Origin of the sequence: Sutterella wadsworthensis, assembly GCF_003315195.1 — a bacterium.
Taxonomy (GTDB): Bacteria; Pseudomonadota; Gammaproteobacteria; order Burkholderiales; family Burkholderiaceae_F; genus Sutterella; species Sutterella wadsworthensis.
Map to the genome: position 1 here is coordinate 1 of NZ_QNRV01000039.1, position 19,989 is coordinate 19,989.

The window sequence follows — 19,989 nt, forward strand, 5'->3', positions numbered from 1 at the left end:
GGAACTGAGGAAGCATTCCGAGGTGGGTCTTGAACCTGTCTGCAACGTAGTTCTCGAAAAACTTAGGCTGGTCAACCAGACCTGCTTTCACAAGCTTCGGCCTTTAGGCCGGGGTAGTTGACTGGCTCTTCTTATTGTTGACAGCTGAATGCCAGTCGCATTTCAAAAGGACTTCAGCTCGTTATGAATATTTTAAGAATTATAAGACTCAGGATTTTCTTCGCATCGGAGAGCACCTGCAAATAACCGCACCACGATGTGTAGTACGTAAATATGTATGACGTCTTGAATGTATTGAGCCGAAATTTGTCCGTACTCAACGCACTTTAGACCCAAATCAGGGCAACTCTGACAGTCCATATCGTCAGTGAAACCGCACTGCTCGAACGGTTGCTCTCCTTTGACCTGCTTGAAATATCTAAGGAGAGCGGTTTCACACCCCCCCCCCTGCTGGCTCCTCACTTTATGAGCGTACAAACCGTCAGTGCGCATCAGTTCGGGAAATCCGCACCCGTTCGATACGGCTGCGGGTTGCTTTAACCACATCGAACCGCAGTCCGCTGAACGTGATGGACTCTCCGGCTGTCGGAATCCGCCCGAACTTCTCCAAGAGCAGCCCGGCGAGCGTTGCGCAGCTGCCATTTTCGGGACGCAGTCCGCTCACCTGTGTGGTCTGTTCGACCAAGAAGAGGTCAGCAGCACCCTCTGCCGACCAACCTCCCGCAATCGGTTCGATAAAGCGTCCCTCGTTTTCATCCGGAAAATCACCCGCAATCGCTTCCAAAAGGTCATGCGTCGTCACTAAGCCCTGGATAATGCCGAATTCGTCAGCCACCAAAATAATGTGATGATTGCCCTCTTGAAAATTCCTCATCAATCCAATCACACTGACCGTTTCCGGCACCACCAATGCACGACGGCGCCGAGCAATGTCGGCAATAGCAGCAGGATTGAGCGTATCGCCGGCTAAATCCTTCGCTTTTAATATCCCGATCACATTGTCAAGCGACCCCTCACAGACGGGGTAGCAGCTGTGCGGCTCACGCTTGATCAGCGCGGCAATTTCCGATGCGGGATGTTCTAGATCGATCCAGACCACATCGCAGCGCGGCGTCATGATGGTTTTGACCGTACGTTCCGCCAAGGAAAGCACGCCTTCAACCATGTGCCGTTCCTCCTCAGCAAACATGTCAGGCTTGCGGTCTCGGGCAGTGTCCTCGGCAGCCGTGTCAACCTTTTCGCCGGGCCGGCCCATCAAATTCACAATCGCCGAAAGCGTGCGAGCGCGAAAGGGGAGCTTCTCCGTATGCTTACGCAGATTGCGGGCAGCCAATTGGTTGAAGAACTCGATCATGACCGAGAAGCCAATGGCCGCGTAGAGATAGCCCTTCGGTATATGGAAGCCGAACCCATCAGCCACGAGTGAGAGGCCGATCATGAGCAAAAACGACAAGCACAAAACCACCACGGTGGGATGTGCGTTGACGAAGGCCGTCAGCGGACGGCTGGCGAGCATCATGACGCCGATGGCAATTACTACTGCTGCCATCATCACGCCCAGATTGTCCACCATGCCGACGGCCGTAATAATGGAATCCAAGGAGAAGACCGCATCCAAAATCAAAATCTGGACGATCACCAGCCAAAAACTTGTCGCAGAACCCGCCGCGCTTTCTTCATGCGGACGCGCTTCCAATCGTTCATGAAGTTCTGAAGTGGCTTTAAAAAGCAAGAAGAGCCCGCCGGCGCAAAGAATAAGGTCACGCAGGGAAAACGAATGCCCCCAGAGCGTGAACAGCGGCGCTGTCAGCCCCACCAGCCAGCTCATCACCGAAAGCAAAGCTAGCCGCAGGAAAATGGCCATGCCTAAACCGGTATAAAGTGCACGGTCTTGCTGCTTTGCCGGCAGCTTTTTGGCCAGGATGGCAATAAAAACCAAATTGTCGATGCCGAGCACCAGCTCGAGCACAACAAGCGTCAAAAGTCCAACCCACAGGGTGGGATCAAAAAGAAATTCCATCAGCAGCAACAGAGCGGCTCTCGAATCAGCCGCGGAAGTCCCCGAACATAAGATATTTTTATAACGAAGATACAAAAACCCATGATTTCGGCTGCCTCGGATGATGAAGCGATTACTCTCATGGGTTTACATGCTGGAGATTATATTCCAAACGCCCGGAAACTAACTCCGGGAGGGCCTGACACCATCACACGTGCACTGCCGGTTGCACTGAAAAAAAACTCACCTAAAGCACTGGCTCCAGGTGAGTTTTTCAATGGTTTGACTTTTATTTGGAATTAATGTTCATCACCGCCGGCGTGCTTAAACATGCGCAGACCCGTGGTCATGGACGAGAGCGTGGTGCAGCCGCCCATGATGTCTTCACGGAAGGACATGTACATATGCGCGATGGTGAAGATAATCAGCACGTACATCAGTGCATGGTGCACCGTACGCACGGCCTGAGCATCGCCAAAGAGCGTGAACACCCATCCGAACCAGGCCATCCAGCTCGTGTCGGCACCCCAGGCCTGAGCATAAAGCGCAAGACCCGTGATGATGAGGAGGATGCTGCCCAACACAAAGAAGCCGAACATGGCGAGCTGCGCGAGCGGATTGTGACCCGCGTACTCTGCGCTCGTCTTCTTCATGAAGAGGTAATAGGCAACCTGACCGAAAACGCCCTTCCACCACTTCCACGACCAAAGCGGCGGAATGAAGATCTGACGCGAGTACTTGTTCCCGACGACCGCCCAGTAGAGACGGTAGATGAAAAGCACCGTGTAGATGATGCCGGCCGCAAAGTGCGCAAAGCGGATGTAGGCGAAGTCATAGGTAGCCCATGTATCGCCGAGATTGGAAACCAAAGGCGCCCCAATGAGGAACCCGGTCACAATCATCACGAACATGCAGACCATCATGGCCCAGTGCCACACTCGAACCGGCGCCTCCCAGACATAAAGCGGGTGCGTACCCGCACTCATGTCTACTTCGTAGGTGACTGGATCGATTTTCATAGGTCCTCCTTGACCTCAGCACACCTGCACGGACGTAAGCTCTTCGCCTTCGGGCGAGTAGAGATGCGTAGCGCAGGCAAGGCACGGGTCGAAGCTGTGGATCGTACGGATGATCTCCAGCGGACGCTTCGGATCAGCGAGCGGCGTACCAATAAGCGAAAGCTCATAGGTACCCTTCTGCCCTTCACTGGAGCGCGGCGAAGCATTCCAGGTCGTGGGCACCACCGCCTGCCAGTTTTCGAGGCGGCCGTTCTTGATGACGCAGTAGTGCGCGAGTGCGCCGCGCGGAGCTTCGCACGGACCCACGCCGCGGCATTCCTTCGGCCAAGTCTTGGGTTCCCAGAACTCCATATTGGCCGCAGTTTCGTCGCCGGCCTTGATGTTGGCCGTCAGGTCATCAATGTACTGCGCGAGCTTGTGCGTCATCCACTGGCACTCAAGCGCACGGGCAGCATGACGGCCGAGTGTGGAGAAGGCCGCTTCGAGCGGGAGATTCAATTCCTTGAGAAGTTCGAGAGCCGGTTCCTTAAAGTGCGGAACGTTCTTCGCGATGCCGATCACCATACGGGCAAGCGGCCCCACTTCCATCATGTGACCTCGCCAGCGCGGGCTCTTGATCCAGGAATACTTGCCGTCCGGAGCGAGCCAGTTGAACTTCGTTTCCGTACCGTCGCTTCCCGGCGGGAGTTCGTAGTGCTGGTCAGTAATGCCGTCCCACGGATGCAGACCTTTGTCGGCTTCCGGATACTTGTACCAGGAGTGGTCAACAAATTCCTGAACCTGCTCGGGATCGCGCGTGTCAACATCAAAGACTTCGTTGAGGTTGCCGTTGAGAATGGCGCCGCGGGGAATCTGAATCGACTTGTCAGAATAGTCGTTAGCGATTTCGGGGAAGTCACCGTAAGACAACATGTTGATGCCGGCGAGCCCCTTGCCGTACTTGAACCAATCCGGATAGAAGGATGCAATAGCCTTAATGTCCGGGATATAGACGTTCGCGACGACATCGATGGCATGCTGGGCGACTTGACGCATATAGTTAAGCGTCACTTCGTTTACCATTGTGCCCTGGGCGCCCGTATCGTGGACGTTGATCGGGCAGGCGACGCCGCCCACAAGATAGTTCGGATGCGGGTTCTTGCCGCCCAGAATCGTATGAATGCGCACAACTTCACGCTGGAAGTCGAGCACTTCAAGGTAATGAGCGACCGCAAGCAGATTCACGGCCGGCGGAAGCTTCATGGCGGGATGGCCCCAATAGCCCTTATTGAAAATCGAGAGCTGCCCCGATTCAACGAGCTTCTTCACGCGGTTCTGCACATCGCGGAAGTAACCGACAGCTGCGAGCGGATGGCGCGGCGAAATCTTTTGCTGGATAGCAGCCGTTTCGCGCGGATCAGCATCGAGCGCGCTGACAACGTCCACCCAGTCGAGCGCTGAGAGCTGATAAAAGTGAACGATATGGTCATGAATGTAGAGCGTGGCATTCAGGATGTTGCGGATCAGATTGGCGTTCTTCGGGATCTTGATGCCGATTGCATCCTCAACGGCACGGACGGCGGAAAGCGCGTGAATACCCGTACAGACGCCGCAGATGCGTTCAACGAACGCCCAGGCGTCGCGGGGATCGCGGCCCTTCAAAATGACTTCGAGGCCGCGCCACATCGTGCCGGTGCTCATGGAGTCGACAATCTTGCCGTCATCGCCCAGCACTGCCTGCACGCGCAGGTGACCTTCAATACGGGTGACCGGGTCGACTACGATTCTGCGTTCGCTCATTATTCCTTACCTCCGATTTCCTTATTGGTCTTGGCGCGCGCCTGAGCAACCGCCGAGAGCGCAGCATGCGCTGCAGCTGCAGCGCCCACCACTGCAACAGTGGCGAGGCCGACCTTATCGACCGTGCCTTCAACGCCCGCAAAGATCGGGGGCAGAACGGTCGTTTCGTGTTCGTAGAAGCTGCCCTTGTCAAAGAAGTTGGGTTCAGCGCAGCCAATGCAGCCGTGGCCGGACTTAACAGGCCAGGACAGCCCTTCGTTCCACTGAATCGTGGAGCAAGGCGCATAGGTCGTCGGACCCTTGCAGCCGACCTTATAGAGGCAGTAGCCGAGCTTGGCGCCCTGATCATCAAACTTCTCGGCGAACTGACCGGCGTCGAAGTGACCGCGACGATAGCACTTGTCGTGAATGCGCTGGCCGTAGAACATCTTCGGACGGCCGAGACGGTCGAGCGGCGGGAGACGATCGTAGGTGAGGATGTAGGTAATGACCGAGGTCATCACTTCCGGAATCGGCGGGCAGCCCGGCACCAGGACGATGGGCTTGTCGGTAATCACTTCCGTGATCGGCACGCATTCCGTAGGATTGGGCTTAGCAGCCTGCACGCAGCCCCAGGCGGCGCAGGAACCCCAGCCGATCACAGCCTTGGCGCCTTCGGCGACGTGCTTGATCTTATTGAGGAAGATTTCGCCGTTAGGCACACAGTTGATGCCGCCCTGATGAAGCGGAATGTTGCCTTCGACAGCCAGGATGTAGTTGCCCTTGTACTTTTCGATCGTCTCGTGCAGCGACTCTTCTGCCTGTTCGCCGGCAGCAGCCATAATCGTGTCGTCGTAGTCGAGCGACACCATGTTCGTCACCACATCGGCGACGATCGGCGTATAGGATCGGATGAAGGCTTCAGAGCAGCAGGTGCATTCCAGGCCGTGGAGCCAGATAACGGGCGTGCGCGGTTTGGTTTCCATCGCATGGGCGATTTCCTGCGCACCGGCGCTCCCGAGTCCGAGGCTCGCCGCAGTGAGCGAGCAGAACTGCAGGAAGCTGCGGCGGCTGATGCCGCGGCGGCGCAGCGCCTCGTATTGCGTTTCAAACATGTTGGTCTCCCCTCGTTAGAGAAAAGCGGGTCGAGCTTGGAAACCGGCTGGAGGGTGCGCCGGAGGCAAGCTTCTTTTCATTCTGCCGCGATTAAGGATTTAAGACTGCTTTTGCCAAAATCTTTTTCCCGCGATATCGAGAAATAGCGAAAAGGTTCTGAAAACACTTGTCGCTGCAGCTGGTGAGAAGATTAAAACCCAAAATTGTTCTGCGCATCCCCCCTAATGCTCGCTTCGCATAGGCCAAAAGTACTAGCAAGGTGTAGAGCCAAGCATTTTCTGAATAATCAATGTCATTGGAAAACACTATTAGCTCTTCAAGGTACGACATTCCGTTTTCAAATATCGTTTTGGCGGCCGTTTCGTTTTCAGCAAAATGGCTCTCCCAAAGAGGACGGACGTTTTGCGCTTCTACTGCTTAAAGATTAGGAAAGCGTATTCCTTCGACGGATTGGCGCTCGACCGGCGGCCTTCTATACTCGGGGAGCAAAAAAACAGACTGCGCCTTTTGCCTGAATCAGGAGCGTCCGTTAAGGACGGCAAAAGAGGCCGCAGCTGCCGGCCGGTCATCCCGCCGCTTCGGCACCATGGACGCGTCGCATGCCGTCAGCAGACGCAAAACGTCTTCCATGCCGGAGCCGATCGAGTTTTGATGACCTTCCGGCAATATGGAGAAGTGAGGAGAAAGATCCATGACCGAAGCGCAACGCGAGAATCCGAGCAGACGCCTGCGCGTTTTTACGCAGTCGCCGGCGGAGTTTTTCGACGAAGGTCTCCGGCAGATTGAAAAAACGCGCATGGCGGGTCTCCCGATCCTCAACCCCAAGCTCGTTGTGCGCTCTGCCGGCTGGCGGCGCTGGGGCAACGACTGGATCGGCGTAGTGACGACGCCCTGGGCAGTGCTTGGCATTTATGCCTGCGGGTCAAGAGAAGGATGGGTAGACGTTCCTGCCGACCGCACCCGAATCATTGAACTGCCGGCGGGCGACTTTCCATTTCGGGCCGTTGAAGATCCGATTTTGGGGCGGTGCCTCTTTTTGTCGCTCAAGAGCCCGCTCCTTGATGTGGGCGATCAGGAAACCGCTGACCTCATCGGCAAAATCACTTTAGACACGCTCTTTAAGGCGCAGTCCATTCCGGAGGACGATGAAGACGCAGCCGCCTGGGTGCCGCCGACCGCGGACGGCCAGCTTCGCCGCGTCATTCCGATTCGAATGACTCCGCCCAAAAACATTGAAGCAACGCCGCCCTTAACGCCGCCCAAGCCTGAACCTGAACCTCAGCCCGCTGAGCGCGAATCCTTCTTCGATAAGCTCGAAGAACCCGTATCGCGCCGCGAACTCTTCGGCCGCCGCAAAAAAGCAGAGCCGTCGGATGCAGCGCCCCTCATCAGCGCAGACACGACGCATGCCGAAAACGGCGCGAACTATCCGCTTCGCCCAACGTCTCACTCGGAGGACATCAAGCCATGATCATTGATGATGCCTCCATCCGCGTTCATATCAAGTCAAAGCCCTGCAGCCGAGCGACGGCAGTCGTTTCCTCAACGCGCACCAATGCTGTTGCGCGCGCGGCATCGCTGCCGGAAAACCGCGGAAAAGTTCGCCGGATGCTGACGCTCCTTTATGGCCTATGTCCGCTCGCTCATCTGGCCGCGTTTGAGGGCGCTTTGTCGGCAGCCCGCGGTGAAGATGAAAAACTTGACGGCTCTAAGCTCGAACGTCAGCGTCTCTTGGCGGATGCCGTGCGGCTTGAGGGGCTCACAGAAAACCTCCGCGTTCTGCTTTTGGAAGCTTCTCGCCTGGAGCTTGAAAGCGAAGCGCTCAATGTTATGCCGGGAGATATGCCTCCGGCCCCCGCTCTTGAGCCCGTTGACGCTCGTGCTGTCGGGCGTCTGCGCGCCGTCCTTTCTCAGGCAGCCAGCGCTTTGCTTAAGCTCCCGATGAGCAGCTCGTGGTCGGAAACGGAACACAATTTGGCTCAGCGCACGCGGGCAGAGCTCTCGGCCTCCATGAATGCCGCTGCCGCCATCGCTCAAACGAGCCTTTGGGGAATGCCGCCGGAGGATTTCTGCGGCTTGGTCGAAAAACCCGATGAAGAAGCGGCAGCCGCGATAATGCAGTGGGCGAAGACTTACGCGGCGAAACTGCCCGCTGCCCACTTGCTTGCCTCCATGCTCGCCTGCGCTGAAACGCTTGACCCGCGGGCCTTCCCGGAATCCGAAATTCCGCCGCTGCCGCATCACGCCGCGCTCGAAAGGCAGGCCTTCAGCGAAGAGCTCTGCTACCGCATGCTCCATGATCCGGGTTTTGACCTTGCGCCTTTCTGGCAGGGCACGCCGCGGCTCACGGGTTCCGCAGCACGGCTTCGGAACCACCCTGTGGTGGAGGGGCTCCTCAGCCGCTTCGGCTGCAAGCCCGCAGTACTGATGGCTGCGCGCATCGTCGAAACTGCTGAAGTGCTTCGCGCCTACCGGGCCTGCACGATGTGCCGGGAAGCCCGAGATGAAGCGCTCGAAGCGGGCGACGCCTTTACACATATCCTTTCGGCCTCGTCGCCCGCCGACGGCACGGGAATCTGTCTCGTTGAGACCGCTCGGGGACTCCTCGCCCATGCGGCGGCCGTTTCTGCCCAGGGCGAACTCACTGCACTGCGCATCACCTCTCCCACGGAATGGCAATTCTCTCCCAATGGTCCGGGTCAGCGCATTGCCCGGCCGGTGGTAAAGGAACTGCGTTTCCCGCAGGACGATCTTGAACGCCGCAAGCTTGAGGTCCGTGTGCGCCGTGCGCTCTTTGCGCTCGATGCCTGCGTGCCGATCACGTTTGCCTATACGCCCGCGGTGGGAACACAGGCTCAGGATGCCGCTCTCGAAGCGATGCGCCGGCCGGCAGCTCCCCGCACGGAACGCACGGACAACGGTGTGCGTGCACCGCAGACTGCAGCGGCTTATAGTGATGCCGCCTATGAACTGATTGGAGTGCCGAGCAATGCATGAACTTTCCATAGCCGAAGGCATCATCGAAATTGTTGAACGCACGGCCAATGCCAACCATGTCCAGCATGTGAAGACCGTGCGCGTCTCCATCGGCGAACTCGCCGGCGTGGACATTCCCAGTCTCGAATTTGCCTGGCAGTCAGTGCGTAAGGGCGGCGTTGCCCAAAACGCAGAACTTGAAATTGAACGGCCAAACGGCGAAGCTTGGTGTCTTCAATGCCAAAAAACCATTCCGCTTCACCGCTACGGCGATCCCTGCCCCGACTGCGGCGGCTATCAGCTTGCCGCGACGGGAGGAACGGAAATGCGCGTGATCGACATTCTTGAAGCTCCTGACGATCCTGCGGACAGTCACGGCTGACGGCCAGACCGCCCGCATACATCCCAAAACCTTCAGAACCCTCTTTCCGCTTTACGAAAAAAGCACTGCTGAAAATCGCCATGCTGCCTTCGCGGCAGATGAGCACTCCGCAGACTTCAGATGAAAAGGAAGAAAATCCATGTGCACCACTTGCGGCTGCGGCCATTCCGGCCCACATATGCATGAACATGTTGACGCCGACGGCAACGTAACGCTCACGGTTCATGACCACGATCACGACCATGAACATGATCACGGACATACCCACGATCATGAACATGCTCATGCCCATCCGCACGACCACAGTCACGGGCATGACCATCCGGCGCATTCGCACGATGCGGATATGTCCGCCGGCCGCGCCATTTCGATTGAAGAGGACATTCTGGCGCGCAACGATGCCGTAGCCGCCAAGAACCGCGCGCTCTTCGCCAAACTCGGTGCGCTTGCGCTCAACCTCGTCTCGAGCCCGGGATCGGGAAAGACCGAACTCCTCTGCGCAACGCTCAAGGCGCTCTCCGATGTGCCCACCATGGTGATTGAAGGCGACCAAGAAACCGACAACGATGCGGACCGCATTCGTGCGACCGGCACCCGTGCGCTGCAAATCAATACCGGCAAGGGCTGCCATCTGGATGCGGCCATGATTGAACGTGCGCTTGACGCGCTCCCGCCCGCTGAACACTCAGTAGTCTTTATCGAAAACGTCGGCAACCTCGTCTGCCCGGCCGAATTTGATCTCGGCGAAGCGCATAAAGTGGCAGTGCTCTCTGTCACCGAAGGCGACGACAAGCCGCTCAAATACCCCGACATGTTCCGCGCGAGCGATCTGGTGATCATCAATAAGATTGATCTTTTGCCCTATGTTCGCTTTGACGCTGAACGGGCCGCAGCCAATGTGCTGCGCGTCAATCCCCGAGCCAAGGTGCTCCAGCTCTCAGCCACCACAGGCGAGGGATTGGAAAAGTGGCTTGCTTGGGTAAAGGCTCAGCTCGTGCTCGCAAGCCTCTGACGGCCTTCCTGATGAAGGAGCTTGGAGCCGCTTCTCGTGAAGCAGCCTTCCGAGCTCCTTCAAGAGCATTCAGTCCATAAAGAGAACATCGTGACCCCGACCAACGTCAATGCTAAAGACATTGAAGCCCGACTCGTACGCGTGAACGGCCTCGTTCAAGGCGTAGGCTTTCGCCCGACGGTCTGGCGCATTGCCGCGGCACTTAACCTTCGCGGCGAAGTCTTCAATGACCCGCAGGGGGTGGGCGTCCGTCTGGAGGGGGATCCGCAGGCTTTGGATGCTTTTCCGGCTGCGCTGCGCCGCGAATGCCCGCCATTGGCCCGCATCGATACGCTTGAAATTTTTCCGGCGGAGACGGTCGGTTTTACGGATTTCCGAATCGTTAAAAGCGAAACCGCGGGTGAAGTCTCAACGATGATCACTCCGGATGCATCCGTGTGCCGGGCATGCCTCACAGAGGTCTTTACGCCGGCCAATCGCCGCTCTCGCTACGCCTTCACCAACTGCACGCACTGCGGTCCGCGCTTTACGATTACACGCGCCCTTCCCTACGATCGTCCGCAGACGTCCATGGCGGTGTTTCCGATGTGTCCGGCCTGTCTGAAGGAATATGAAAATCCTGCTGACCGGCGCTTTCATGCTCAGCCTAATGCCTGCCCGGTGTGCGGACCAGAGCTCTCGTGGACGGATGCCCGTGGGCACTTGATTCCCGAAGCCGGCGACCCTGTTCGGGCTGCCGCCGCAGCGATTGCCCGCGGCGAAATTGTTGCGGTTAAGGGGATCGGAGGCTTTCACCTCGTCTGCGACGCACGGAACCCTCTGGCGGTTGAACGGCTGCGCGCCCGTAAGGGCCGCGGCGAGAAGCCGCTGGCAGTGATGGCCGCAAACACTCAGTCCATTCGCGAGTTTGTGCATGTCTCGGCAGCGGAAGAGAAGATGCTTCTTTCTCCCGCCCACCCCATCGTCCTCCTCGAACGCATCGAATCCGACGAAGACCCGACAAAGCCGCGCCTTGAACTGCCGGGCATCGCCGACGGGGTAAGCGAACTTGGCGTCATGCTGCCTTATACGCCGCTTCATGCGCTTCTTTTCCATGCGCTCGAAGGTGAGCCCGCCGAGGCGGATTGGTTTGAAAAGCGCCTCTGCCCGTCACTCCTCGTCATGACGAGCGCCAATCCCGGCGGAGAGCCCCTTGTGATTGACAACGACGAAGCCGTTCTTCGTCTTGGGCAGATTGCAGACAAGTTCCTCATGCATAACCGTGAGATTCTCATCCGGTGCGATGATTCGGTTGTGCGCTTTGTGAACGACCTGCCGCTCTGGGTGCGCCGCGGACGCGGCGTCACGCCCGAAGCCGTGCAGATTCAAGCGGTGCCCGCCGCCCAAGGGTGCCGTGCGCCGCACGCCGTATTGGCCGCGGGGAGTTTCTTAAAGAACGCGGCTGCGCTCACCCGCGGCAGTGAACTTTTCCTCACGCAGCACATCGGCGACCTGGAAAATGTGGCGAGCTGTCAGGCACTTGAGCTCGCGGCCGAGCACCTCGAAAAAATTCTCGATGAAGCGCCCGATGCTTACGCCTGCGACCTGCACCCGGACTTTTTCTCCGCGCAGCTCGCACAAAAGCTTGCCCATGAGCACCAAAAACCCCTTGTCGCCATTGCGCACCATGCCGCTCATGTTGGAGCGGTGATGGCTGAAGCCGGCCGCAGCACACGCACCATCGGCGCAGCATTGGACGGCGTCGGACTCGGTCCCGACGGCAGTGTTTGGGGCGGAGAACTACTCGCCTGCTCGGCCGAAGGTTTTGAACGGCTGGGCACTCTGGAAGCGCTCCCGCTCCCGGGCGGCGACCGTGCGGCTCGGGAATGCTGGCGCATGGGCGCAGCACTCCTGCTTTCGATCGATCGTGAAGATTTGATTGAGCCGCTGCTTTCCGGCCCCGAAGTGTCTCCTTGGATGCTTGCTGCGCTTCCCCGGCTGGCTGCCTCGCCCAATACGCCAAGAACCTCAGCGCTCGGCCGCTGGTTTGATGCCGCAGCAGCGCTTCTCGGACTCTGCCGCATTCAAAAGGACGAAGCCACCGCCGCCATGCGGCTCGAAAGCGCGGCGGCGCCGATCCTGCGGCACGTTCCTGAAACGCAGATTCTCGCCGGCTTTGACCCGACCTGGACAATTGAACAGGGCGTACTGTCGCTCGCACCTTTTTGGAAGAGCTTCGCGGCTTTTCTCGCGCACCCGGAAGGCCGCACGAAGCGCCGTCAGGCTCAGGCCGCCGCTGCCTTTGAACTCGTTCTTTCTCGAGCGCTCGTCGACTGGATTGATGCCGCAACGCTCCATGACCCTGACCGCGCCGACGTTATGCTCTCGGGCGGGTGCTTTCTCAACCGAACACTGGCTTCAGCCGTTCCGGCCGGACTCCAAGCGCTCGGCATTGCTGCGCATCTGCCGCATGTCGTGCCGCCCGGGGACGGCGGACTCGCGCTCGGTCAGGCTTGGCTCGCGTCCCTCGCTTTGGCTGAGGGCAGAGCCGAGTATCCTTTCATTCAAGATAAAACCCTGTTCAATCACTCAAGAGACCCCGGCTGCAGCGAAAGTGCAACTTCCGCGGCAGCTCCGACCCGCGTCTGACGCGGCAGCGATTGAACTTTTTTCATTCAAGAGAATTTAATCATGTGTCTCGCAGTTCCTGCTCAGCTCACCACCGTATCGCCCGACGGCATGACCGCCGCCGCGATGATCGGCGGCATTGAAAAAGACGTGGACGTGTCCTTGATTGATGACCCGAAATCGGGCGACTGGGTGATCGTGCACGTGGGATTTGCACTCAACCGCATTGACGAAGCCGAAGCGCAGGAAACGCTCAAGGCGCTTGCCGCCTTGGCTGCCCCTTCTGCCGCTGCGGCATCGAACGACCCCGCCGCCCCGAGTGCTGACTCTGAGGAGATAACGGCGTGAAGTACGTCGACGAATACCGTTCCGGCGAAACCGCCAAGGGCATTGCCGCACGCATCCGCGAAGAAGCCGACCCCAAGCGCGAATACCGCTTCATGGAGTTCTGCGGCGGCCACACCCACGTGCTCTCCCGCTGGGGCTTGGGCGACATTCTCCCTGAATCCATCCGCATGATTCACGGTCCGGGCTGTCCGGTGTGCGTGATGCCCATCGGCCGCATCGACATGGCGATGAACCTCGCACTGAATGAACATGTGATCCTCTGCACCTACGCCGACGCCATGCGCGTGCCGGCCTCCAAAGGCCGGTCTCTCTTTAAGTGCCGGGCCGAGGGCGGAGACGTGCGCATGATTTATTCACCGATGGATGCGGTGAAGATTGCGCGCGAAAATCCTGACCGTCAGGTGGTCTTCTTTGCCATCGGCTTTGAAACCACAACGCCTCCGACGGCAGCTGCCATCCTCGCTGCGAAGCGGCTTGGGCTGAAGAATTTTTCCGTTTTCTGCTGCCACGTGCTCACGCCGGCGGCGATGGAGCATATTCTCCTCACCGCGCCCGACCGTCCGGATGCGCCGAAGCTGAACGGCCTCGTGGGACCGGCGCACGTTTCCACCGTGATCGGCTGGAAGCCCTACGAGCACTTTGCCCGCGACTGGAAGATTCCTGTGGTGGTGTGCGGCTTCGAACCGCTCGATATGCTCTACTCGATCCTGATGCTTGTGCGTCAAGTGAACGACGGCAGAAGCGAAGTGGAAAACGAATTTATCCGCGCCGTCACGGAAAACGGCAGCCGCAAGGCGGTCGAGCTCATGGCGCAGGTCTTTGAGCCGCGCGAATCCTTTGAATGGCGAGGTCTCGGAACGGTGCCAAAATCCGCCCTCCGGATTCGCCCGGAATATGCTGAATTTGACGCCGAAAAGCGCTTTTCAATGCCGGAAATCCGTGTGGCAGACAATAAGGCCTGTGAATGCGGCGCCATTTTGCGCGGTGAAAAAGAACCCAAGGACTGCCGGCTCTTTGGTACGGTCTGCACGCCGGCGCATCCGATTGGCGCCTGCATGGTATCTTCCGAAGGCGCCTGCGCCGCGTACTACAGCTACGGCCGTCACAGCACGATTGAAATTCAGAAAAACGCCTGATCCTGCGGCCCGTCAGCGTCGCAAAACCTTTCAAGCGGAGAAAAACAATGACTCATGATCTCAAGGCAGAACGTGCAGGACTGGGACGGCGGCTGGATGTGCGCCGCGGCACAGTTGACATGACGCACGGTTCGGGCGGACGGGCTTCTGCTCAGCTGATCGGCGAACTCTTTGCCAAACACCTCACCAACGAGTGGCTCGCTCAGGGCCACGACGGCGCTGTCATGCCGCCTATCGTCAAACCGGTAGCCGTTTCCTGTGACGCCCACGTCGTGAAACCCCTCTTCTTTCCCGGCGGCGACATCGGCCGGCTGGCCGTGACCGGCACGGTGAATGACGTTGCCATGTGCGGGGCTAAGCCGCTCTGGCTTTCCGCGGCCTTTATTCTCGAAGAAGGTTTTCCGCTCGCTGACCTCGAGAAAATCGTGATCTCCATGGCCGAAACGGCCAAGGAAGCCGGCGTTGCCATCGTGACGGGCGACACCAAGGTTGTGGAAAAAGGACACGGCGACGGCGTCTACATCGCTACGACCGGCATCGGCGAGCGGCTGACTGATCATTTGGTTTCCGGCAAAGCAGCCCGTCCCGGCGACGTTGTGCTGGTTTCCGGCTCCATCGGTGATCACGGCATGACCGTAATGAGTCTGCGCGAAGGCATGACTTTCGGCACGACGCTGGTTTCCGACTGTGCGCCGCTCGGCCGCATGGTGGAAGCGATTGTTGCGGCAGCCCCCAATGTGCATGTGTTGCGTGACCCCACCCGCGGCGGCCTGGGGACAACATTGAATGAAATCGCTGCCGAATCTGAAGTGGGCATTCTGCTGCACGAAGCGGCCATCCCCGTGAAGGATGAAGTCCGCGCAGCCTGTGAATTCCTTGGACTCGACCCGCTTTTCAGCGCCTGCGAAGGCCGCCTGATCTGCATCGTTCCGGCCGATGAAGCCGATGCGGCGCTTGCCGCCATGAAGGCGGATCCGCATGGCGCGGGGGCAGCCAAAGTTGGTGAAGTGCGCTCCGAAGGACCGGGATTTGTAGAGATGGAAACCCTGATGGGCGGCCGCCGCATGGTCGACTGGCTTACCGGCGAGCAGCTTCCGCGCATCTGCTGATTCTGTCGAAAGAGCCGGATTTCAAAAAAGAGGCAGCTGAGCAAACTTTCTCAGCTGCCTCTTTTGAATTTGAGCGGTTGGTCTGCAGTCACCCGCGGATAACCACCCCCGCATCCGGCATAAAGGATGCATATATGGCTGCATCAGCATCCGCTAATTTCGTCCCGGGCAGGAACGGCACGGACATGGCAAAGGGCTTCATCTGCTCCAGACCGGGAATCACCACTTCGTAGTTGATGCGGTCGCCTTCAAACAGACGATTAACGATGCGCATGGCGATGCCGCCCCCATCCTGACTGAAGCCAAGATTTTCCGGACGAACCACGAGCAGCGCCTTTTCACCCTTTGCGGGCGGGTTCTGACGCCCCATGCGGGCCTTGAGCACAGCCTCTCCAATTTGAAAGCGGGCGTAGCCGTCTTCAGCATTCAAAAGCGTCCCGGGAATGAGATTGGCCTGACCGATGAAGTCCGCTACAAAGGGCGTTGCCGGATCTTCATAAAGTTCCATCGGCGTGCCGACCTGCTCGATGCGGCCGCGGTTCATCACCATTATGCGGTCCGACATAGTGAGCGCTTCCTTCTGGTCATGCGTGACATAGAGGCACGTGATGCGCAGATCCTGCTGGATGCGGCGTATTTCCGTACGCATGTGCAGACGCAGCTTTGCGTCCAAATTGGAAAGCGGCTCGTCCATCAGCAGAATCTTGGGCCTCAGCACCAGCACGCGCGCGAGCGCCACGCGCTGCTGTTCGCCGCCCGAGAGCTGATTGGGATAGCGCTGCTCGGCGTTCCCCAGGCCGACCATCGCCAAACCTTCGCGCACCTTCGAAGCGAGCGCGTCGCCCGAGAGCCCGCGAATGCGCAGACCGTAGGCAACGTTCTCAAAAATCGTCATGTGAGGGAAAAGCGCATAGTTCTGAAAGACAAATCCCATGTCGCGCTTATTGGCCGGCACCTGAGTAATGTCTGAGCCGTCCACAATGATCTGCCCCGAAGACGGTATTTCAAACCCGGCGATCATTCTGAGCGTGGTGGTCTTGCCGCAGCCCGACGGGCCGAGAAACGTAAGGAACTCTCCGGGGCTGACCGTCAGGTTCACGTTGTCGACCGCCAAAAAGGTTTCGTTGTCTTTGACATACGTGCGGCAGATGCCGCGCAGTTCGAGTGAAATGGACATGATCAGTGAACTCCGATGGCGTCGCCGCTGCGGCAAAGTGCCCGAGCAAGCAGATTGATGACGCCCGAAGCAATGAAAACGAGAACGATAAGAACAATGGAGAAAGCGCAGGCCTGCGCGAACTGCAGCTCCGTCATGCATTCCAGAATGCGGGTGGTGATGAGCGTCCAGTGAACCGACACGAGGAAGATCGTCGCACTGATGGCCGTCATGGAATGGATGAAGAGATACCGCATGCCCGCGAGAATGGCCGGCAGCACCAGCGGAATCGTGATGGACGTAAAGGTCTTCACCGAAGAAGCGCCGAGACTGCGACTCGCCTCTTCAATAGACGGGTCAATCTGCGAAAGCGCTGCAATCACGTTGCGGATGCCCGCAGAGGAATAACGGAAGAGATAAGCCGCCACCAAGATGTAGATGGTGCCCGTGAGCATGATCGGCTTGTCGTTAAAAGCAATGATGTACGCAATGCCGACCACCGTACCGGGCAGCGTGTAATTGAGGAGCGACACCGTCTCCAGAATTCGGCTGCCGCGCACTTTAAGCCTCGCCGTGGCGTAGCCCACCAGTACGGCGAGCAAACCGCCCAGCGGCGTGCCGATGCAGGCAATCAGCAGCGTATCTTTAATCGCCTTGCTGCCGTGCGTGAAGACGTAGCTGTAATTTTCGAGCGTGATCTCGTTATTGACGCCCCAGACCTTCACCAGCGAACCCGTGAGGATGATGGCGTAGAGATAAAGAATGAAGGCAATCACCACGGCAACCGTCGCGACGATCACCGAGGATAGAAGCGGTCCGGGGCCTTTCACGCTGCTTCTGCCGCCGGCCTTGCCCGAAACGGTCACATAACTCTTTTTGCCGACCCACCAGCGCTGCAGTGAATAAACGATGATGGCGGGAATGAGCAGCATGAATGAAAGCGCTGCGCCGCCCTTGAAGTCATACATGCCGGTGATGACCAGATAGGCCTGCGTCGGCAGCACCGGGAAGCTGTGACCGCCCAGCACCTGCGGCGTCGCAAAGTCTGCGAGCGAGCAGGAAAAAACGAGCAGAAATGCGTTGGCAATGCCCGGTGCCGCGAGCGGCAGCGTCACCGTGCGGAAGACCTTGAAGCTCGAAGCTCCGAGCGAATACGCCGCATCCTCCAGATTCGGATCAATACGCGCCAGAATCGTCGAGAGCGTCATGAACGCTACTGGAAAGAAGGTGAGCGTTTCTGAAATGAAAGTGCCCCAGAATCCGTAGAAATTGAAGTTTCCGAGACCGAAGAAATCGAGCAGAATGCCGTTGGGTCCGAGCGAGAGCGTCAGCGCAATACTGCTTGTGAAGGGCGGAGAAATAAGCGGCAAGAGCGTTACGGCACTTACCGCGGCGCACAGCCATTTGGGCAGCGAGAGCCGCGTCACGGCGAAGGCAAAGATAAAACCCAGCACGGTTCCTGCGACGCCCACCGAACAGCCCAAAAGAATGCTGTTCACTGCCGCCTGCCGGTCATACCAGCTTTCCACAAAGGGGCGGAGGTTCTCAAGCGTGAAGCTCCCGTCGGCCGTAAAAGCCATTGCGAGCAGGCGCACGAGCGGATAGACAACGAAGACAGCCAGCAAAACCCACAGCATCAATACCGTGAATCGGGATGCGGCATCGCCGCGTTGGGGCAGCGATTGAGTGTGTGCCATCGTATGAAGCACCCTAAAAACGAGACTCAAAGAAAAGCGGAGAGCGTCTTAAGTCAGACGATCTCTCCGCTTGGGCGAAGCAGTTAACGGATCACCTCGTTGATCCAGCGCTGAGTGAAGCGCTTGCGGTTGTCACCTTTCCACGTCACGTCGGTCGTGATCACGTTGATCTTCGAGAGATCCAGAATCGGATTCTGCGTTTCAACGTCCGTTCGGGCCGGCACATAGTTGATCTTGTTGGCGACGATGAATTCAGCAAAGAGCTTTGAGGTCGCCCAGTCGACGAACTTCTTGGCCTGCTCGTTATTCTTGCCGCCGGCAATAACGCCGGTCGCTTCAATGCCGAAGCTCACGCCGTCTTCCGGATACGTGATCTTCACCGGATAGCCCTGCTGAGCAATATCGAGTGCGTCAACGATGTAGAAAATCCCCGAGGCGCACTGCCCCGTCGCAATCGGCATTGCGCCGCCCGCGCCGCTCTTCGTGTACATCTGAATGTTGGCATTGAGCTTCTTCTGGAACGCAAAGGCCTCATCTTCGCCCATCACCTTGACGAGCGAATAAATACGTTCGGTAGCTGTGCCGGAAGTTCGCGCGTCAGCCATCTGCAGACCGTTCTTATAGCGGGGATCGAGGAGATCAGCCCATTTTGTCGGCGCCTGCATGCCGTTCTTTTCGAGGAACTTGGTATTCGTTAAGAAGCAGAGCGGAATGATGCCGATGCCCGTCCAGTGGTTCCCCGGATCACGAAGGTTGGCCGGAATGGCGTCAGAATCCTTCGGTCGGTAGGCTTCAAAAATGCCTTCCTTGATGCCGGCCGCATATGTGTCAGCCGGTCCGCCGAGCATAACGTCGACTTGAGGGTTCTTCTTTTCCGCGGTCAGGCGAGCCAAGGCCTCACCGGAAGAAAAGCGCAGGAAATTCACTTTGATGCCGGTGTCTTTGGTGAACTCAGCGAAGATTTTCGAAGCATACTTTTCAGGCATGATCGAGTACGCGTTGAGCTCTTCTGCGTTCACAGCACCTGTGACAAGGCAAAAACCCGCAATAAGAATGGGAAACTTAAAACCCATGGCGTTTACTCCTGGCAGCGAATGGTTTTTGATCCGGCGAAATGTCATCAAACATATCCGTCAGAACCTTGCAAATTGTAACGGCAGAACATCGGATCAGAACATCCCGTTAACTCAAACCTGTCCCATCTTTCGCGGAGGAATCCGTCAAATCGATCCGCTCTGAAGTGAGTCAAAAGTTTGTGTCGGACGGCTCTTTTCGCTTGCCAGCCCGTTGATTTTCGCGTCAGACCGACCATCTCAATGCGTCTGCCGCTCCGCTTGCTTCACACCGTTTTCATCCCGCTTACCGGGCCGGCGCTCCATTCACTGAATTGGCAAAGCAGATGCCGTGCGCCAACAACAAAGTTTCAACTATGCCCTTGATTCAGGCAACATCAGAAAACTCGCAGCAATATGAAATTGTTAGATTTCTTGCAGCATTTTGGCTTTGAAGAGAGACTTCAAATCTATAAAACAGAAAGCCTTCCTTGACAGCAAGAGGGGGGGGGGGGGGGGGGGAATTTTACTTTTTTTATTAAACCCAAAAAAGGACCCCCCCTATTTACCCCCAACACGTTTCTTTTTCCGTCCTTCACTTCTTCTTTTCCCCCCGCCCTCC

17 protein-coding genes are annotated in these 19,989 nt (G+C 57.9%); 9 read left to right on the forward strand and 8 right to left on the reverse strand.

The genetic code is table 11. The annotated features are described in order from the left end of the window. Positions 1 to 481: 481 nt before the first annotated feature. A complete protein-coding gene (locus DES29_RS11160) occupies positions 482 to 2,020 on the reverse strand; it encodes a TerC family protein (RefSeq protein ID WP_021995573.1) in 1,539 nt (512 codons plus the stop codon). A gap of 81 nt (positions 2,021 to 2,101) precedes the next feature. On the opposite strand from DES29_RS11160, the gene DES29_RS11165 reads away from it, so the two are divergent. Next, a complete protein-coding gene (locus DES29_RS11165; protein ID WP_016474553.1) occupies positions 2,102 to 2,302 on the forward strand; it encodes a hypothetical protein in 201 nt (66 codons plus the stop codon). Here DES29_RS11165 and cybH read toward each other — a convergent pair. The 4 genes from cybH to DES29_RS12540 all read right to left on the reverse strand — a co-directional run bounded on the left by cybH (position 2,299) and on the right by DES29_RS12540 (position 6,585). After that, a complete protein-coding gene (gene cybH, locus DES29_RS11170; protein ID WP_005428752.1) occupies positions 2,299 to 3,018 on the reverse strand; it encodes a Ni/Fe-hydrogenase, b-type cytochrome subunit in 720 nt (239 codons plus the stop codon). The two genes, DES29_RS11165 and cybH, sit on opposite strands and share 4 nt — an antisense overlap. 15 nt (positions 3,019 to 3,033) lie before the next feature. Continuing rightward, positions 3,034 to 4,797 (reverse strand): nickel-dependent hydrogenase large subunit, encoded by a 1,764-nt coding sequence (locus DES29_RS11175; protein ID WP_016474554.1) that lies wholly within the window; start codon positions 4,795 to 4,797, stop codon positions 3,034 to 3,036. Next, positions 4,797 to 5,891 carry a hydrogenase small subunit gene (locus tag DES29_RS11180; RefSeq protein ID WP_005428750.1) on the reverse strand — a complete coding sequence of 365 codons (1,095 nt, stop codon included), beginning with the start codon at positions 5,889 to 5,891 and terminating at the stop codon, positions 4,797 to 4,799. The genes DES29_RS11175 and DES29_RS11180 overlap by 1 nt, the downstream gene beginning before the upstream one ends. 517 nt (positions 5,892 to 6,408) lie before the next feature. Next, positions 6,409 to 6,585 carry a hypothetical protein gene (locus tag DES29_RS12540; RefSeq protein ID WP_155815178.1) on the reverse strand — a complete coding sequence of 59 codons (177 nt, stop codon included), beginning with the start codon at positions 6,583 to 6,585 and terminating at the stop codon, positions 6,409 to 6,411. Between DES29_RS12540 and hybE the strand changes: the two genes are divergently transcribed. The 8 genes from hybE to hypE all read left to right on the forward strand — a co-directional run bounded on the left by hybE (position 6,584) and on the right by hypE (position 15,462). Then, positions 6,584 to 7,363 (forward strand): [NiFe]-hydrogenase assembly chaperone HybE, encoded by a 780-nt coding sequence (hybE, locus tag DES29_RS11190; protein WP_016474556.1) that lies wholly within the window; start codon positions 6,584 to 6,586, stop codon positions 7,361 to 7,363. The two genes, DES29_RS12540 and hybE, sit on opposite strands and share 2 nt — an antisense overlap. After that, a complete protein-coding gene (locus DES29_RS11195) occupies positions 7,360 to 8,889 on the forward strand; it encodes a hypothetical protein (RefSeq protein WP_021995580.1) in 1,530 nt (509 codons plus the stop codon). Before hybE ends, DES29_RS11195 begins: the two co-directional genes overlap by 4 nt. Beyond that, the gene (hypA, locus tag DES29_RS11200; RefSeq protein ID WP_021995581.1) at positions 8,882 to 9,250 is read left to right on the forward strand and encodes a hydrogenase maturation nickel metallochaperone HypA; all 369 of its coding nucleotides are present in this window, start codon (positions 8,882 to 8,884) and stop codon (positions 9,248 to 9,250) included. The genes DES29_RS11195 and hypA overlap by 8 nt, the downstream gene beginning before the upstream one ends. 139 nt (positions 9,251 to 9,389) lie before the next feature. Further along, positions 9,390 to 10,262 carry a hydrogenase nickel incorporation protein HypB gene (gene hypB, locus DES29_RS11205; protein ID WP_005428746.1) on the forward strand — a complete coding sequence of 291 codons (873 nt, stop codon included), beginning with the start codon at positions 9,390 to 9,392 and terminating at the stop codon, positions 10,260 to 10,262. Between the two features lie 36 nt (positions 10,263 to 10,298). Further along, positions 10,299 to 12,890 carry a carbamoyltransferase HypF gene (gene hypF, locus DES29_RS11210; RefSeq protein WP_113854907.1) on the forward strand — a complete coding sequence of 864 codons (2,592 nt, stop codon included), beginning with the start codon at positions 10,299 to 10,301 and terminating at the stop codon, positions 12,888 to 12,890. 42 nt (positions 12,891 to 12,932) lie between these two features. Continuing rightward, entirely contained in the window at positions 12,933 to 13,217 is a 285-nt protein-coding gene (locus DES29_RS11215; protein ID WP_005428743.1) for a HypC/HybG/HupF family hydrogenase formation chaperone, read from the forward strand. Then, positions 13,214 to 14,353, forward strand: a complete 1,140-nt coding sequence (hypD, locus tag DES29_RS11220) for a hydrogenase formation protein HypD (protein ID WP_005428742.1) — start codon at positions 13,214 to 13,216, stop codon at positions 14,351 to 14,353. Before DES29_RS11215 ends, hypD begins: the two co-directional genes overlap by 4 nt. Before the next feature lie 47 nt (positions 14,354 to 14,400). Next, positions 14,401 to 15,462, forward strand: a complete 1,062-nt coding sequence (gene hypE, locus DES29_RS11225; RefSeq protein ID WP_016474561.1) for a hydrogenase expression/formation protein HypE — start codon at positions 14,401 to 14,403, stop codon at positions 15,460 to 15,462. 88 nt (positions 15,463 to 15,550) lie between these two features. On the opposite strand, the gene DES29_RS11230 is transcribed toward hypE, so the two are convergent. From DES29_RS11230 to DES29_RS11240, 3 genes are all read right to left on the reverse strand, one after another. Further along, positions 15,551 to 16,639, reverse strand: a complete 1,089-nt coding sequence (locus DES29_RS11230) for an ABC transporter ATP-binding protein (protein WP_021996051.1) — start codon at positions 16,637 to 16,639, stop codon at positions 15,551 to 15,553. A gap of 2 nt (positions 16,640 to 16,641) precedes the next feature. Next, positions 16,642 to 18,315: an ABC transporter permease gene (locus DES29_RS11235; protein WP_113854908.1), complete on the reverse strand. Its 1,674-nt coding sequence runs from the start codon at positions 18,313 to 18,315 to the stop codon at positions 16,642 to 16,644. Between the two features lie 83 nt (positions 18,316 to 18,398). Then, a complete protein-coding gene (locus DES29_RS11240; protein WP_021996049.1) occupies positions 18,399 to 19,388 on the reverse strand; it encodes an ABC transporter substrate-binding protein in 990 nt (329 codons plus the stop codon). Positions 19,389 to 19,989 lie beyond the last annotated feature (601 nt).